Below are 15,264 nucleotides of genomic sequence, written 5' to 3'. Positions count from 1 at the left end.
ATGCCCGACCCCGAATATACCATTCAGAGTGCCCAAATCATTGGAATCATTACTTCCATGGTTTTTTCCGCCTTCTTTTCTGGCGTGGAAATGGCATTCGTTTCTTCCAACAAATTATATTTCGAGTTAAAGGCGAAACAAGATATTTTGAGTGCGAAAATTATCTCGCATTTCAACAAAACGCCATCCCGTTTCATTGGTACCATGTTAATTGGCAACACATTATCGCTTGTTGCTTATGGTATCTTCATGGAAGAGTATTTGCATCATCTGATTCTTGCGAACATTCCCCTGATTCAAAATGAATTATTTGCACGTTTGCTGGCATCTGTCCTTGCCACCATATTAATTCTAACGACGTCCGAGTTTACGCCGAAAAGCATCTTCTTGATTAATCCTGATGCCATTTTGGAATTCCTAGCCATCCCCATTTGGATCATTCACACCCTGATGTTTCCCTTGGTTTGGCTAACGGTGGGTCTATCCAAATGGTTTATTACCAAAGTGCTTCGCCTCACTTATTCGGAAGAAAAGCCGGCTTTTGGGCTAACAGATTTAAATCATTACCTCCAAAATTTAAATCGCAAGGTTTCAACCGAAGAGGAAAACGAGGTAGACACGAAAATCTTCCACAATGCTTTAGAGTTTAAACAGGTCAAAGTCCGCGATTGCATGATTCCTCGTACGGAAATTACAGCGGTCGAATTGGAGGAAGGCATCGAAGGATTGACCAAAACATTCATTGAAAGTGGTCATTCGAAAGTGCTCGTTTACAAGGAAACCTTGGAAGAAGTTATTGGCTATTGTCATTCCTTAGCGCTCTTTAAAAAACCGAAGGATTTACAATCTATCTTGACCCCTATCCCGATTGTTCCTGAGGCGATGCCTGCGAATGATTTGATGATTAAATTCTCTAAAGAGCGTAAATCCCTGGCAATTGTCGTGGATGAGTTTGGCAGCACATCGGGATTGGTTAGTATGGAAGATGTCATGGAACAAATCTTTGGCGAAATTCAAGACGAATACGATGATTCTGAAGATTGGATTGAAAAACAATTGGATGAGAACACTTACGTTTTGTCCGGTAGGCATGAGATCGATTACCTGAACGAAAAATACGAATGGAACCTACCTGAAGGAGATTACGAGACCTTAGGCGGGATGTTGATTAGCCTCTACGAAGACATTCCAGAAGCGAATGAAACAATCATTTTAAGTCCTTTTCAATTCCAAATTTTGACGGTAACCGATGCACGTATCGACACCGTTAAGGTAATCATTACCGGAAAAATCACGCAGAAGGAGGAGATTAAAGGGAAGCATTAATGACACGCTGAAGTGTTTGACACTTCATTTGTGTTTCTTGCCATTCTTTTTCAGGATCTGAATCTTCGGTAATTCCGCAGCCTGCAAAGTAACAAGCCTGATTACCCGAAATTTGCACCGTACGCAAGTTCACAAATAAATGCGTTTCAGATGCCAAATTAATCGGCCCTAAATATCCGCTATACAAGGAACGATCATGTTTTTCTGTCTGTAGAATCCAGTACAAAGCTGCCTCTTTTGGCGTACCACATACTGCGGAGGTAGGATGTAATAAACCCAACATTTGGGTAATCAAACCCGGATAATTTTGTGTCAACGTATCAACAGAATATTCCGTTTTCAAATGCATCAAATTTCCTGCCAGCACCGTTTTAGGGCCATTCTCAATGTATTCGCGCAGACGAATCTTCTTAAAACACTCGATGATATAGCGACTCACATAAGCCTGCTCCTCGATTTCTTTTTGAGACCAGCGCGCTTCTGAAGGCGACAATAAATTCCCTGCCGCATCAAGTCCTGATTGGGTTCCAGCCAAGGATATCGTCCGAAAAATTCCTTCCGAATCCTGTGAAACCAAGGTTTCAGGTGTTGCACAAAGCCAAACGTTTTGTAGTTCAGGCAAATAAATTGCCGCCACAAAAGCCGTAGGATACATCTGACAAAGGCGTTCAAAGGCATCGCATAAGTCAAAATCAGCTGCTAATTCCTGTAAATCGATTCGCGACAAAACAACCTTTTGAAATTGTCCCTGTTTGATTTGTACCACAGACTGAGCAACCTGTGCCTTGAATAAATTCTTCTGTGCGATATCCTCCTTACTCGAGTTCTGTAAGGGTTTATTCAATGTTTGCGTTGACATTGATTTGTACAATAGAGAAGACGCTTGCAAAAAATAAGGCTGGCCTACAAAAGGTCCAACTAAAAAGCCAGGGCCTAAATGCTCCAATTGATCCGAATCGGTCCGAACGCCTCCACGAACATCTTGCAATAAAACTTGTTGGATTTGATTCGGAAGGCGCCACATGGCAAGCGCAATCCCTTCAGCAGGAGCCTGCGCCCAAATCTCTTTCCAATCAGCCAAGTTATTCAACATTAATCTACTTTCAAGATAGCTACTGTTAAACGACTCGCGCAGATTAATTGTTCAGTTTCATCGTGAATTTTAATTTCATACACGTGTAAGGTTTTTCCAATGCGCAAGGGAGTACAAGTCCCGAAGACATAACCACTACGTGCCGACTTCAGATGATTGGCATTAATTTCAACCCCCACACCTTTGTATTGATGCATGTCGGGAACTGCCAATAAAGCTGCAATACTCCCCATCGACTCTGCAAGAACAACAGAAGCTCCACCATGTAGTAAACCAAAGGGCTGTTTTGTACGATGATCTACAGGCATTTTGGCCTTAAGAAACTCCGGCGTGATTTCCGTAAACTCAATTCCCAAATGCTCAATCATGTTGCCGCGGCTCCATGCGTTGATCTCGTCGATACTGATGGAAGTATTAAACATATAATTTGTATTTTTGTGGCGTAAAATTCGCAATTATTTGGCGAAATAAATCTCAATTCAATCAATTAATATGCATAGCATCAAAGACATTTACCTGATTCGCCATGGGGAAACCGACTACAACCGCATGGGGGTGGTGCAAGGAAGTGGAATCGATGCCGATTTGAATGCATTAGGCCAACAACAAGCCCAAGCGTTTTTTGAACATTATCAGGATTTACCTCTCGACAAAATATACACTTCGGCTCTCAAGCGTACCCATCAATCCGTTAAAGGCTTTATCGAAAAAGGCTTACCCTGGGAGCAACATGCAGGTCTTAATGAAATCTCGTGGGGAATTCGCGAAGGCCGTACGCCGAATAATGATGATGACCAATATTATAGAACGCTTGTTCGCACATGGCGGGAAGGTCAAGTAGATGTTCCATCTGAAGAAGGCGAAAGTCCCATCGATGTGCTCGAAAAGCAAAAACCTGTCGTGGAATTAATTCTTTCTAGACCCGAGGAACGTAATATTTTAATCGCGATGCACGGTCGGGCGATGCGGGTGTTGCTCACGCATTTATTCGAAAAACCACTACATGACATGGACACCTTTGGCCACCAAAACCTGTGTCTGTACCACTTACAATACGATTACCAAACTCAGAAATTCAACGTCATCAAAGCGAATCATACAGCCCATTTACAAGGATTGCCTGATTGCATGTAAATTATGAAAAGACAGCGCCTGTATTGGACCTTGCAATGTTTTGGCTGGTTTGCCTGGGCGCTGAATGAGGCTTTGCTTTACACGAATCAATATGGATGGAAATGGGCGTGGATATTTTCTTCGTTGGCAAACATCGCCTTAGCCATTTTTTTAACCCACCAATACCGACGAATCACCAAACGTTTTCGATGGCAGGACAAGAACTTGTGGCGTATGCTCCAACTGAATTTGTTGGCCCTTGTCGTCATGGCATTGCTATTGATGGCGCTCAACATTCCTTTGGACTACCTCTTGTTACAAGAAAATTATGAGGTAAGCTTAAGCCCATTTATCATTATTCAGATATTTTTCAATTTTGTAAAGCCGCTGGCGATTTGGGCGTTGATTTATTTCTTTTTTCAGTACTCCAACAAGCGATTGGAAATGGAACGGGAGAACGACCAATTAGAACGGGCAATTTTGGAAACAGAGGGAAAAGTTTTGCGTGCACAGATGAATCCACATTTTGTATTTAATGCATTAAACAGTGTTCGCGCATTGATTACCGAGGATCCGCAAAAAGCAAAAAAAGGCATCAACCAATTATCGAAGTTATTACGAAGTTCTTTGTTGACCGAACGTAAAAAAACAATATCCTTACTCGAGGAGCTTGATACGATTACCGACTACCTCGCCTTAGAAAAAATCCGTTACGAAGACCGCTTGGATTGGAAATTAAGCATCGAACCCACTTGTCATAAAGCACAAATTCCACCGATGTTGCTGCAGACATTAGTTGAAAATGGAATCAAGCACGGCATATCTCGGTCTGTTAAAGGCGGAACCATTGAAATATCCGCCCAAAGAATGGAAGATCTTATTCAAATTTCTGTCATAAATCCGGGACATCTCAAGCCAGGTAAAGAATCAGACGAGGGAGTTGGTCTAATAAATTCACAAAATCGCTTGAACTTATTATACGGCAAAACCGCTCAAATCGAACTTCAACCACTAAACAAAAATCAAGTGTGCGCAATTGTGACATTGCCCTATCTTGAGGAAATTTAAGATTTATGAAAGCAATCATCGTAGACGACGAGCGTTTAGCGCGCAATGAATTGAAACGCTTATTGGAAAACTTTCCGCATATCGAGGTTATTGCCGAAGCCTCAAATACCGATGAAGCGGCCGCTTTATTGGAAACCATGCAGCCCGATGTTTTATTTCTTGATATTCAAATGCCAGGTAAAACAGGTTTTGAATGGTTGGAAAGTTGGGACGGCTACCTACCCGAAGTCATTTTCACAACCGCTTTTGATGAATATGCGTTAAAAGCATTTGAGGTGAACGCGTTAGATTACGTGCTGAAACCCATTGAGCTTTCCCGACTAAGTGAGAGTATCCAAAAATTAGACAAGCGTCAAATTCGCCAAGCTAGTTCGGTCGCAACACCTAATCATGTGTTAGGTGCTCAAGATCAGATATTCGTGAAAGACGGGGAACGTTGTTGGTTTGTTCGTTTGGATCGTGTGCGTTTATGCGAATCGATGGGAAATTATGTTCGTTTGTTTTTTGATGACCAAAAGCCTTTGGTGCTAAAATCCTTAAATGCACTCGAGGAGCGTTTGGATCCTAAAGTATTCTTCCGAGCAAATCGCAAGCACATTATCAATTTGAATTACATTGATAAAATCGAACCCTGGTTTTCAGGAGGCTTACAAGTGACTTTGTCTGGGAAAGGAGAAAAAATTGAAATCTCTAGACGTCAGTCGATACGTTTTAAGGAATTACTCTCGCTTTGATCGTTTGGGCGCTTCGCCTAATAAAAACCCATAAGCTTCTAACGCAGGCACATGATCAAATATAACTTTCAGAATCGCTGTTAGGGGAAGTGCTAAAATCAAACCCGGAATTCCCCAAATCATTTCGCCGGCTAATAATGCCAACATAGCAACCATCGGATTGATACTAACTTTAGATCCAATCACTAATGGCGTGATGAAATTAGCTTCCACAAATTGTACCGCAGCTACCCAAGCGATCACCCCTAAGGCATAATTTGGCCCTAAACTTCCCAATGTCAAAATGATTGGTAAGCATGCTCCAATCCAAATTCCAATATAGGGGATCAATAACAAAATTCCAGTCAAGCAACCAAAGAACATAAAATAATCCACACCTATCCACCAAAATCCTGCAATGCAAAGTAGGGAGACAATCAACATCACGGCTAATAGTCCTACGAGGTAACTCTGAACAACCGTACCTGTTTTTTGCATAATACCATGGAGAACTTCACGATTTGTGGTAGGAAACACTCGCGCTAAAAAATCAGCAAAAAACTGTCGGTAATACAGAAAGAAGAATACAAAAATAGGAACAATGATGAGTGTCGTCACCCCATGAATCACCGTACCAAATGTCGTTGTGATAATATCTCCGGAATTTTTTAGCACATTGATAGTTTGATTACTCATCTCTACCATTTGTTTTTTCCGAGAGATATTTAGGTTGTGTGAGAGGAAACTTTGTAAGCCTGCCACCCACTTTTCAGCCTTGCGGATAAACATGGGCCAATCGCTAGCAAATTCGGCAATTTGACCTACCAAAAGTAAAAGAAGAAGTCCAATAAAGGCGAACATGATTAAAAGACAAAGCGAAATGGCTAGTGCGCGCGCAATGCCTTTTGATTCCAACCAAGTACATACGGGCAATACAAGCATTGCCAAAATCATGGAAAACGATAGAAGAATGAGGAGATCTTGCAGTAAATACAAGCCTAAAACGACAAGCGATATGCTGATTAACACAGCGGCTAAACGAACGGGATATGCAGTATCTTTAGGCATGTTTTAAATTAAATGTATTTCAAATTACGTAAAATTTAACAATTTAGTAACTTAGACCTATCTATCTTTGCGGCATCATTAAACATCCAACGCGCTAAAACCATGAGTAAAACGCTAAATCAAGCGAAAATTTTATTGGTCGACGACGATCCGGATATTCTTGAGCTATTGGAATACAATTTAGCAAAAGAAAACTACCAATTAGCAAAGGCCTATGATGGCAAGGAGGCATTGGAGATCGCCCAGGTTTTCAAACCTGCTTTAATCATCATGGATGTCATGATGCCTGTCATGGATGGTATCGAGACCGCGCGCAAAATGAAATTGATGCCCGAGCTGAAAAACACCTTGATTTTGTTTTTAACAGCCCGTGGCGAAGAGTTCACAGAAGTTGCAGCATTTGATGCAGGGGCGCATGATTACATCATCAAGCCGATTAAACCGCGTGCCTTAGTTAGTCGTATCAATGCCTTGTTAAAGCGTGAAACCACCGAGGAAACACAAGATATCATTGAAATAGGCGGCTTAGTAATTAACCGCACCCAATATGCTGCGACATTTGAAGGACGTGCATTGATACTTCCCAAAAAAGAATTTGAACTACTCTCTTATCTTGCTAAAAACCCGAACAAAGTTTTCAACAGGGATGAATTATTAGAAAAAGTCTGGGGTGCTGACGTATATGTTGTTGAACGTACCGTAGACGTCCACATCCGTAAATTGCGCGAAAAAATTCCGGAACATTATATCAAAACCTTGAAGGGAGTCGGGTATTTATTCTCGATTGAGAAGGCCTAAATTTCGTCTATTTTCGGTAAATTGCGGCTTCATGACAAGTCGGCTTATCCTTTTATGTTTATTGGCAAGTTTTACCTTGCACGGTCAATATCCCAAACGCGAACTACGCGGCGTATGGATTGCCACCGTTCAAAACATCGATTGGCCTAGTCCCCGGAATTATAATGCAATCAAGCAACAAGAAGAATTTCTTGATATGCTGAATTCGCACCAACAAACAGGCATCAACGCCCTTTTTGTCCAAGTTCGTACCGCTGCTGACGCACTCTATTCGAAAAGCGAGGAACCTTGGTCGGCCTATTTATCCGGCCTGCAAGGGCAAGCACCCAAGCCGAATTACGACCCTTTGGCCTTCATGATTCAGGAATCCCATGCGCGAGGGATCGAATTTCATGCGTGGTTGAATATGAACCGGGCGAGTATGTCTACCAAGAATTTACTGGCCGCTAATCACATCGTTCGAAAGCATCCTGAGTGGATGGTGATTTACAATAACCAACATTTATTCAATTTCGGAATTCCGGCAGTACGCCACTACATTACCCAAGTGGTCAAAAACATCGTGCAAGAATACGATGTGGATGGCATTCATTTCGATGATTATTTCTACCCTTATCCAATCAAAGGAGCTCATTTTAATGATGATGAGGCTTATGCACAATACAAATTGCCGAATGAAAGTTTGGCCGACTGGCGCCGTCGGAATATTAATTTATTGATTGAAGAGATTTCGTCGACTATTAAATCCGTGAATCCGCGGGTAAAATTTGGCATTAGCCCATTTGGTATTTGGCGACATAAAAGTTCAGATCCGGAATATGGATCGCCAACGAGTCGGGGATTGCAGTCCTATGACGACCTTTTTGCCGACACAGAAAAATGGACTAAATCGGGTTGGCTGGATTATTTGGCACCTCAATTATATTGGGGGACAACGCATCGGGTGGCAACATTTGGGCCCTTAGCGAAATGGTGGAGTGAGCATGGTTATGGGAAACCCGTGTACATTGGACACGCCGCATACCACCTCAATGACCAATGGAATGCCGCCGAATTATCGAAACAATTAACACAGGCGCGCAGTTTAGACCAGGTGAAAGGATCTATCTTTTTTAGTTCGAGTCAATTAACGAATAATGCCAAAGGTTGGCGTGACACGTTAAGGAGCACCCATTTCAAACACATGGCATTAGTTCCTCCGATGCCCTGGATTGATAGCATTCCACCGACCGCACCGCATAAAGTTTCCTTATTAAAGCAATCGGGAAAATGGACGATGCGCTGGCAAGCAGGCGAACCCAGTCTTGACAAAGACCCAGCCGCCTATTATGTCGTTTATCGGATTCATCGGACTGAGGGAATTCGCGGCATTCAAAATGCAGCAAACATTATTTACAAAGGACAAAAAACAGAATATTTGATTGACCCATCTGAAATGCAATCCGGCCACGGATTTGTTGTAACGGCATTTGATCGCTTACACAACGAATCACCCGCCGGTACTATTCAATGGATCGTTCCTAATTCCAATTAATATGAGCTTACGATTTTTACATTTAACTGTCAAAGACATCACGGAGGAAACGTCGGATACGAAAACCATTCATTTTTGGCATCCCATCCATGATACCTTGCATTACTTGGCAGGTCAATTTTTAACGGTCATTCCCAACATCGCTGGCGAAAAACCGCGCAGAAGTTATTCGCTTTCGTCTTCTCCTGCGACGGATATGTCCCCAGCAATTACGGTAAAACGCATTGCGGGTGGATTGGTCTCTAATTTTTTATGTGACAACGTGAAGGTCGGGGATAGTCTCGAGGTGATCGAACCCATGGGGAATTTTGTGATTGAGCCGGATGCGGATGCCACCAAAAACTATGTATTTGTGGGGGCAGGATCAGGGGTTACGCCGCTGATGTCCATGATCAAAACGCTTTTGCACAAAGAGCCTAAATCAAAAATTCACTTGATTTATGGATCGCGCCATGAAGATCAAATCATCTTCAAAAAACAACTAGATGTTTTGGAGAAGGATTATGCTGACCGATTTACGGTTTTACATGTGATTAGCCAACCGGCAGCAAATTGGCCCGGATTAAAAGGGCGAATTAATCAGGCGTCTACGGTATATTATTTGAAACAAGAATTAGGCATCGACATCGCCAAGGCACATTATTATTTGTGCGGACCACTTGAAATGATGGAAGAAGTGCAAAGAGCTTTGGGGATTTTCGAAGTGCCTAGTAGCCAAATTCATAAAGAGCTATTCAATTCCGCGCCTTCGGTGGAGACCGCGGCGTCCGACAACGATGTAGCACATGAAATCACGTTGATCTACGAAGGAAAAGAACATCAGGTGACAGTTCAGCCGCATGAAACAATTTTAGAAGCTGCACTTGAAGCAGATTTAGATATCCCCTATTCTTGCCAGGCGGGTATGTGCACGGCTTGCATGGGTCTATGTAAATCAGGTAACGTCGTAATGGATGAAGAAGATGGTTTGACTGCCGGTGAAATTGCCAAAGGTTATGTCTTAACATGCGTGGCACATCCAACGAGCGACGGTGTGGTGATTGACCTCGATTAAATTATCAGTTTTAAGGGGCGCAAGCCCCTTTTTTCTTACTACCTTTGGCAATCCTCCAAGGTTTGCCAAAGGTAAGTGATGATACCCAAAGGTAAGGTGGAATTAAAAATCCCGCGGATCCCATGCCACCCGCGTATTATCATACAAGACAGCCAACCGTGCCATATCTTCGGCATCCAAAGCAAAATCAAAGACTTCCGCATTTTCAATCATCCGCTCCGGATTGATCGACTTAGGTATCGTCACGGCACCTTGCTCAATGACCCAACGAATCAAAATTTGATAAGTTGATTTAGACCATTTTCGCGCGATATCAACCAATACCGGATGTTCTTTTTTCAATCCACGAACCACCGGCGCATAGCCCTCCACTTGAATGTTATTTTGCTTGCAAAAAGCAAGCTCCTCCGGCAAATAGCAAAAAGGACTCAGCTCTATCTGATTCACCGCTGGACAAGCATGTGCATAGACAAACAATTCCTCTAAATGCTTTTGGTAATAATTCGACACCCCGATGGAATGCACAACACCTTGTTCATGTAGCGATTCCAGAGCCTTCCACGTTTCTTTGCGATGCTGATCCTTCGGCCAATGAATCAAATACAAATCCATATAATCCAAAGCCAAATCCTTCAAGGACTTCTCAAAAGCACGCATCGTGGAATCATATCCCATATCATCCATCCATACTTTGCTCGTAATAAATAATTCCTTGCGAGGAACTCCGGCTTGCTTTAAAGCCTGCCCTACTTCAATTTCATTCCCATAAATTGCCGCAGCATCAATGAGTCGATAGCCCAAAGACAAGGCGGATTCAACGGCTAGGCCAACTTCCTGTTGTTGCTCTGGGGCATAGACTCCCAAGCCCAAGGCTGGCATTGATATCTCATTGTTTAATTGAACGGAGGGTATTTGTAAATTCATATCGCTAAAATTAGATTTAAAGCTAGCCAAATTTGATGTATTTTTACAAAAAATTAAGCACATGACCCGACAAGTATCCGCCCAAAACATCCAACGAAAATTTCTCGCACAAGACTTTCAATTAAGCACATGGGAAAGCGTTTTGCCTTATTTCGAACAACTCAGCGAAACGAAAATCAACTCCTTAGCGGACCTCATTCAGTTTTGTGAAAACCGTTCTGAACTGGAAAGTTATTTGTCGGAAAACTTCGCCTGGCGCTACATAAAAATGTCCTGTGACAATCAAAATGAGGCACACCAACAAAGCTATCAGCAATTTGTCAATGAGATCATGCCGAACGCATCGGTTTTTGATGATGCTTGGAATAAGAAAGTAACCGAGAGTCCATTCGTTTCCGAACTTCCTGAAACAGGTTATGCGGTTATGTTGCGCGGCATGAAGAAATCCATCGAGATTTTTCGGGAAGAAAACATTCCCTTATTTACTGAACTACAAAACCTGCAAACACAATATGGAACGGCAACAGGTTCTTTAATGGTGGAAATTGATGGAGAAGAAAAAACACTCCAACAAGCCAATGCTTATTTAGAATCGACCGATCGCGCCAAACGACAAGATGTGTACAAAAAAGTATCGGACGCGCGTTTAGCCATCCAAGAAAAACTCGATGCCTTATTCACGCAATTAGTTGAAAAACGAAATCAAGTAGCATTAAATGCTGGCTTCGCAAATTACCGAGATTATGCCTTTGCGAGTCTTGGACGCTTTGATTACAGCCCGGCGGATTGCTTTGAATTTCATGCAGCAGTAGCTAATACCGTTGTTCCTATCATCAACCATCAAGCCGAAAAACGCAAAAAAACCTTAGGTCTCGAGGCCTTGAAACCTTGGGATAAGTCGGTGGATGTCCTCGGCCGCAAGCCCTTGAAACCTTTTGAAACGGGACAGGAACTTTTAGATAAAACGATACAGGTATTCGAAAACATCGATCCATTCTTAAGCGACTGTTTGAAGGAAATGGTAAAATTAGATCGCTTTGATTTGGACTCGAGGAAAGGTAAAAATCCCGGTGGATACAATTACCCATTGGAAGAAAGTGGATTTCCTTTCATTTTCATGAATGCGGCAGGTCAAGTTCGTGATATGGTGACCTTGCTACACGAAGGCGGGCACGCCGTACATTCGATTTTGACAAAAGATTTGGCCCTGAATGCCTTCCGTAATTTCCCATCAGAAGTCGCAGAACTCGCTTCCATGAGCATGGAATTAATCACGATGGATCAGTGGGACCAATATTTCCAAGACCCGAAAGATGCCAAACGAGCGAAAATTAAGCATTTGGAAGACATATTAGATACATTGCCGTGGGTGGCGACGATAGATGCCTTCCAACATTGGATTTATGAAAATCCAACACATAGCACCGAAGAACGGAGTGAGGCCTGGGATCGCATCTTTTCGACATTCTCTGATTCAATTACGGATTGGTCGGGCATTGAACAAGTAAAAGCGAAGCTTTGGCAGAAGCAATTACATTTATTTGAGGTGCCGTTTTACTACATCGAATATGCGATTGCGCAATTGGGCGCCTTAGCCGTTTGGCGTAATTATTGCCAAAACCCGAACGAGGCGTTGAATCAATATTTAGATGCCTTGAGCTTAGGTTATACCAAGCCGATGAAAGAAATTTATGCAACAGCTGGTATTTCCTTCAACTTCAGTCAAGCCTACATCGCTGAGTTGATGAATTTTCTAGTTGAAAAAATTAATCAATTAGAAGAAAGCTAATTTTTTTAAACCAAAAATTGGCCTTATTTTTGCAACGTATTTTTGTCCAAAGAGAACAATGAAATTAAAAAATCTACTTCCAATTGTTGCCATTGCGCTAGTAGCTACGGCTTGTGATTACCAAAAGAACAACCGCATCAAACAAAAAGATTTGCACGCAGGTGACGAATATGTTTATGGTGTACACCCAGATTCAGCTGCCGTTCAGACTAAAAATACGTATACAGCGAAACCAGAATTAGAAGTACGTGCTAACGCAATTCGCGAGCAATTATTCCAAGGAAAAGAAATTTCGAAAGGAAACTAATTACCAATATAATGTTGAAGAGAAAGCCAGTCAATGACTGGCTTTTTTTATGCCCCTAATTGATTAATAAATCACGGATAAAGGTCAATTGGTAAAACATGACCGTAAACACTACCGCCCAGAAAATCCCGGAAATGGCCATGAAAAACAACACGCGCGGTGTGGGAACCTTGAATGATAAAGCTAGTAAGCTTCCACCGATTGGCGTGAAAAGCAAAGGTGTCATCACAGCAATTCCTTTGATACCAAAACGCTGCCAAACACGAACGGCATAACGCGCGCGGCCTGAAAATAATTTGGGTTTTTGAACGCGAAGTTGGGAAATTTGCTGAACGATAAAGCGTCCCATCGTTAACATAATCGTCACCGTTGTCATCATCCCCACCCAGGTACAAAGGATGGTTTCGACCATCGAAAGCCCTAAACCAAAACCGGTCAAAGGTCCCGCGACAAATTTAATCGACGATGCGGCCATAACCGCAAAATAGGCTCCCCATTGCATTAGTTGGCCGTTTGATAAATGGCTAATCCTTGATCTAAAAAGGATACGAAATGATTAATATCCGCATCAAATGCTACCGGCTTCACCATAGGTGCGGCATCCTTGCGTGGGTCCAACAAGACATAATGCGGCTGGGCATTCGAATTAAAACGAGCGATTTGAAAATCGAGGTTTTGATCCCCTAAGGTTTTCTTTTCTTGCCCATCCACTTTGGATACATACCATTGCTCCGCAGGCAGTTCAGTCTTGTCATCACAGTAAAGCGCAACGACAACGTATTTTTCCTGCAAGCGTTTTAATACCTGCGGGTCCGACCACACATTCTCCTCCATTTTCCGACAGTTCACACAGCCATGACCAGTAAAATCGATGAATAAAGGTTTGTTGACTTTCAGCGCATAGGCTTTGGCTTCTTCAAAATCAAAGAATCCTTGCAAACCCAAAGGCAAGGTTAGAAAATCTGCATATTTCTTTTGGCCTTGATCTGTTTTCACGGGTGTTACGTTACTTGTCTCGGAACCCTTAAAATCCTGCGAACTCAATGGTGGTAACCAACCCGATAGACCTTTCAAAGGTGCTCCGAACATCCCTGGAATTAAATAGATTACAAAAGCTAAAACAGCCGTAGCGAACAACGTGCGAGGTACAGAAAGGTTTTTGGCAGGCCCATCATGCGGCAAAGAAATCTTCCCGAACAGATACAAAGTCAAGGCTGTAAACACAGCAATCCAGATCGCTAAGAAAATCTCACGATCTAATAAATGCCAGTGGTAAACCTGATCAGCCACACTTAAAAATTTAAAGGCAAGGGCAATTTCTAAGAAGCCCAACACAACCTTTACCTCATTCATCCAATTACCCGATTTAGGCAAGGATTTCATGAAACCAGGGAAGACAGCAAACAAGGTAAATGGAATCGCAAAGGCTAGGGAAAAGCCCAGCATCCCGATAATCGGTTTCAAGAAAACCCCTTGCGATGCGGCAATGAGAATAGATCCCGCCAAAGGACCCGTGCATGAAAATGAGACCAAAACGAGCGTGAATGCCATAAAAAAGACACCCATCAAGCCGCCTTTATCCGATTTGGCATCAACCGAATTCACCAAGCCAGAAGGCAAAACAATTTCGAATGCACCCAAGAAAGAGATACCGAAAAACACGAAAATAACGAAGAACAGGAGATTCGGAATCCAGTGAGTACTTAAGAAATTAGCGAAACTAGCCCCTGCAAAAAATGCGAGTATGGTTCCAAAAAAGACATAAATCAATACGATGAATAGCCCGTATAGAAATGCAAGACGCTTTCCTCCTTGTTTCTTCGTGAAGAAACTCACGGTCATCGGAATCAAGGGATAAACACATGGGGTTAATAGAGCTAATAATCCCGCCCCTAATGCCACAAAAAAGAATTCGATTAAACCACCACCGGCTACATCAGAGGCTTTTTTTTTTGAGTCTTCCGTAACTGAAATCTTGAAATTACCTTTGATCGGGACACAAAGTCCGCTTTCGTTTGAGCAGGTTTGGGAATCATAAGACCCATCAATCACCCAATTCTCTGAGGTAATTTTAACTTTTTGGCGAAATTCTCCTTGCTCCGTAAAATACGTGTAAGTTCCTCCCCAAATCTCTTTATCCTCTTTACTGTGCGGATTAATGGCTTTCAAGGGCCCAACTGCCTCGACACCTAAACCTGGTTTTAACGAAATCGTTGTCACCACAGGTCCTAATTCCTTATCAAAATCCGATGAATACAGGTACCAACCTTTGTCGATTGAAACCTTAAATATCAACTCAGCTTCTTGGCCAACAACAGGTTGTGCAGGAGATAATGTCCAAGACCATTTTGCTGGTGTGATTTTTTGCCCGAAAAGCTGAACCGAAAAGAAAAGGAACAGCGCTAAAAATTTTAATTTCATTTGTTGAAAAATTAATGCCTTCAAAATTACGCTTTTTTGTTGGGATACAAACGTGG

15 protein-coding genes are annotated in these 15,264 nt (G+C 42.3%); 9 read left to right on the top strand and 6 right to left on the bottom strand.

Translation table 11 applies throughout. The annotated features are described in order from the left end of the window. A complete protein-coding gene (locus tag SKC38_RS08395) occupies window positions 1–1,326 on the top strand; it encodes a hemolysin family protein (RefSeq protein WP_377976688.1) in 1,326 nt (441 codons plus the stop codon). Here the strand turns inward: SKC38_RS08395 and SKC38_RS08390 are convergent. Further along, window positions 1,310–2,419: a chorismate-binding protein gene (locus SKC38_RS08390; protein ID WP_377976687.1), complete on the bottom strand. Its 1,110-nt coding sequence runs from the start codon at window positions 2,417–2,419 to the stop codon at window positions 1,310–1,312. The genes SKC38_RS08395 and SKC38_RS08390 overlap by 17 nt on opposite strands. Then, entirely contained in the window at window positions 2,419–2,841 is a 423-nt protein-coding gene (locus tag SKC38_RS08385) for a hotdog fold thioesterase (protein WP_377976686.1), read from the bottom strand. Before SKC38_RS08385 ends, SKC38_RS08390 begins: the two co-directional genes overlap by 1 nt. 70 nt (window positions 2,842–2,911) lie before the next feature. On the opposite strand from SKC38_RS08385, the gene SKC38_RS08380 reads away from it, so the two are divergent. Genes SKC38_RS08380 through SKC38_RS08370 form a run of 3 tightly spaced genes read left to right on the top strand, consistent with a single transcriptional unit; the run spans window position 2,912 to window position 5,334 of the window. After that, window positions 2,912–3,553 (top strand): histidine phosphatase family protein, encoded by a 642-nt coding sequence (locus tag SKC38_RS08380; protein WP_377976685.1) that lies wholly within the window; start codon window positions 2,912–2,914, stop codon window positions 3,551–3,553. A 3-nt stretch (window positions 3,554–3,556) separates the two neighbouring features. Then, entirely contained in the window at window positions 3,557–4,600 is a 1,044-nt protein-coding gene (locus tag SKC38_RS08375; protein WP_377976684.1) for a sensor histidine kinase, read from the top strand. A gap of 5 nt (window positions 4,601–4,605) precedes the next feature. Then, the gene (locus SKC38_RS08370) at window positions 4,606–5,334 is read left to right on the top strand and encodes a LytR/AlgR family response regulator transcription factor (RefSeq protein WP_377976683.1); all 729 of its coding nucleotides are present in this window, start codon (window positions 4,606–4,608) and stop codon (window positions 5,332–5,334) included. Here the strand turns inward: SKC38_RS08370 and SKC38_RS08365 are convergent. Continuing rightward, entirely contained in the window at window positions 5,320–6,381 is a 1,062-nt protein-coding gene (locus SKC38_RS08365; protein WP_377976682.1) for an AI-2E family transporter, read from the bottom strand. The two genes, SKC38_RS08370 and SKC38_RS08365, sit on opposite strands and share 15 nt — an antisense overlap. 102 nt (window positions 6,382–6,483) lie before the next feature. On the opposite strand from SKC38_RS08365, the gene SKC38_RS08360 reads away from it, so the two are divergent. From SKC38_RS08360 to SKC38_RS08350, 3 genes are read left to right on the top strand one after another with little or no spacing between them, the layout of a single operon-like run. Continuing rightward, a complete protein-coding gene (locus tag SKC38_RS08360) occupies window positions 6,484–7,179 on the top strand; it encodes a response regulator transcription factor (RefSeq protein ID WP_377976681.1) in 696 nt (231 codons plus the stop codon). Window positions 7,180–7,210: 31 nt separating this feature from the next. Beyond that, the gene (locus SKC38_RS08355) at window positions 7,211–8,713 is read left to right on the top strand and encodes a glycoside hydrolase family 10-like protein (protein ID WP_377976680.1); all 1,503 of its coding nucleotides are present in this window, start codon (window positions 7,211–7,213) and stop codon (window positions 8,711–8,713) included. Between the two features lies 1 nt (window position 8,714). After that, on the top strand, window positions 8,715–9,767 hold the full coding sequence (locus tag SKC38_RS08350) for a 2Fe-2S iron-sulfur cluster-binding protein (RefSeq protein ID WP_377976679.1): 1,053 nt from the start codon (window positions 8,715–8,717) through the stop codon (window positions 9,765–9,767). A 102-nt stretch (window positions 9,768–9,869) separates the two neighbouring features. Here SKC38_RS08350 and SKC38_RS08345 read toward each other — a convergent pair whose 3' ends face one another. Further along, window positions 9,870–10,691, bottom strand: coding sequence for an aldo/keto reductase (locus SKC38_RS08345; protein WP_377976678.1), 822 nt, complete (start codon window positions 10,689–10,691; stop codon window positions 9,870–9,872). A gap of 61 nt (window positions 10,692–10,752) precedes the next feature. On the opposite strand from SKC38_RS08345, the gene SKC38_RS08340 reads away from it, so the two are divergent. Further along, window positions 10,753–12,480, top strand: a complete 1,728-nt coding sequence (locus SKC38_RS08340) for a M3 family oligoendopeptidase (RefSeq protein ID WP_377976677.1) — start codon at window positions 10,753–10,755, stop codon at window positions 12,478–12,480. Between the two features lie 58 nt (window positions 12,481–12,538). Then, window positions 12,539–12,787, top strand: a complete 249-nt coding sequence (locus SKC38_RS08335; protein WP_377976676.1) for a hypothetical protein — start codon at window positions 12,539–12,541, stop codon at window positions 12,785–12,787. A gap of 55 nt (window positions 12,788–12,842) precedes the next feature. Here the strand turns inward: SKC38_RS08335 and SKC38_RS08330 are convergent, their stop codons facing one another. Then, window positions 12,843–13,289 carry a hypothetical protein gene (locus SKC38_RS08330; protein ID WP_377976675.1) on the bottom strand — a complete coding sequence of 149 codons (447 nt, stop codon included), beginning with the start codon at window positions 13,287–13,289 and terminating at the stop codon, window positions 12,843–12,845. Next, window positions 13,289–15,208, bottom strand: coding sequence for a protein-disulfide reductase DsbD family protein (locus SKC38_RS08325; RefSeq protein WP_377976674.1), 1,920 nt, complete (start codon window positions 15,206–15,208; stop codon window positions 13,289–13,291). The genes SKC38_RS08330 and SKC38_RS08325 overlap by 1 nt, the downstream gene beginning before the upstream one ends. Window positions 15,209–15,264: the final 56 nt, after the last annotated feature.

Source organism: Aquirufa echingensis, assembly GCF_042714525.1.
In the GTDB taxonomy this organism is placed as follows: Bacteria; Bacteroidota; Bacteroidia; order Cytophagales; family Spirosomataceae; genus Aquirufa; species Aquirufa echingensis.
The sequence above is the reverse complement of the archived record's forward strand: the minus strand, read 5'-3'. Positions and strand labels throughout refer to the sequence as shown.

Coding starts and splice junctions, on each gene's coding strand:
- SKC38_RS08330 (WP_377976675.1), bottom strand. CDS start 13,289: ATGCAATGGGGAGCCTATTTTGCGGTTATGGCCGCATCGTCGATTAAA.
- SKC38_RS08350 (WP_377976679.1), top strand. CDS start 8,715: ATGAGCTTACGATTTTTACATTTAACTGTCAAAGACATCACGGAGGAA.
- SKC38_RS08360 (WP_377976681.1), top strand. CDS start 6,484: ATGAGTAAAACGCTAAATCAAGCGAAAATTTTATTGGTCGACGACGAT.
- SKC38_RS08390 (WP_377976687.1), bottom strand. CDS start 2,419: ATGTTGAATAACTTGGCTGATTGGAAAGAGATTTGGGCGCAGGCTCCT.
- SKC38_RS08355 (WP_377976680.1), top strand. CDS start 7,211: ATGACAAGTCGGCTTATCCTTTTATGTTTATTGGCAAGTTTTACCTTG.
- SKC38_RS08345 (WP_377976678.1), bottom strand. CDS start 10,691: ATGAATTTACAAATACCCTCCGTTCAATTAAACAATGAGATATCAATG.
- SKC38_RS08340 (WP_377976677.1), top strand. CDS start 10,753: ATGACCCGACAAGTATCCGCCCAAAACATCCAACGAAAATTTCTCGCA.
- SKC38_RS08375 (WP_377976684.1), top strand. CDS start 3,557: ATGAAAAGACAGCGCCTGTATTGGACCTTGCAATGTTTTGGCTGGTTT.
- SKC38_RS08335 (WP_377976676.1), top strand. CDS start 12,539: ATGAAATTAAAAAATCTACTTCCAATTGTTGCCATTGCGCTAGTAGCT.
- SKC38_RS08385 (WP_377976686.1), bottom strand. CDS start 2,841: ATGTTTAATACTTCCATCAGTATCGACGAGATCAACGCATGGAGCCGC.
- SKC38_RS08380 (WP_377976685.1), top strand. CDS start 2,912: ATGCATAGCATCAAAGACATTTACCTGATTCGCCATGGGGAAACCGAC.
- SKC38_RS08365 (WP_377976682.1), bottom strand. CDS start 6,381: ATGCCTAAAGATACTGCATATCCCGTTCGTTTAGCCGCTGTGTTAATC.
- SKC38_RS08370 (WP_377976683.1), top strand. CDS start 4,606: ATGAAAGCAATCATCGTAGACGACGAGCGTTTAGCGCGCAATGAATTG.
- SKC38_RS08395 (WP_377976688.1), top strand. CDS start 1: ATGCCCGACCCCGAATATACCATTCAGAGTGCCCAAATCATTGGAATC.
- SKC38_RS08325 (WP_377976674.1), bottom strand. CDS start 15,208: ATGAAATTAAAATTTTTAGCGCTGTTCCTTTTCTTTTCGGTTCAGCTT.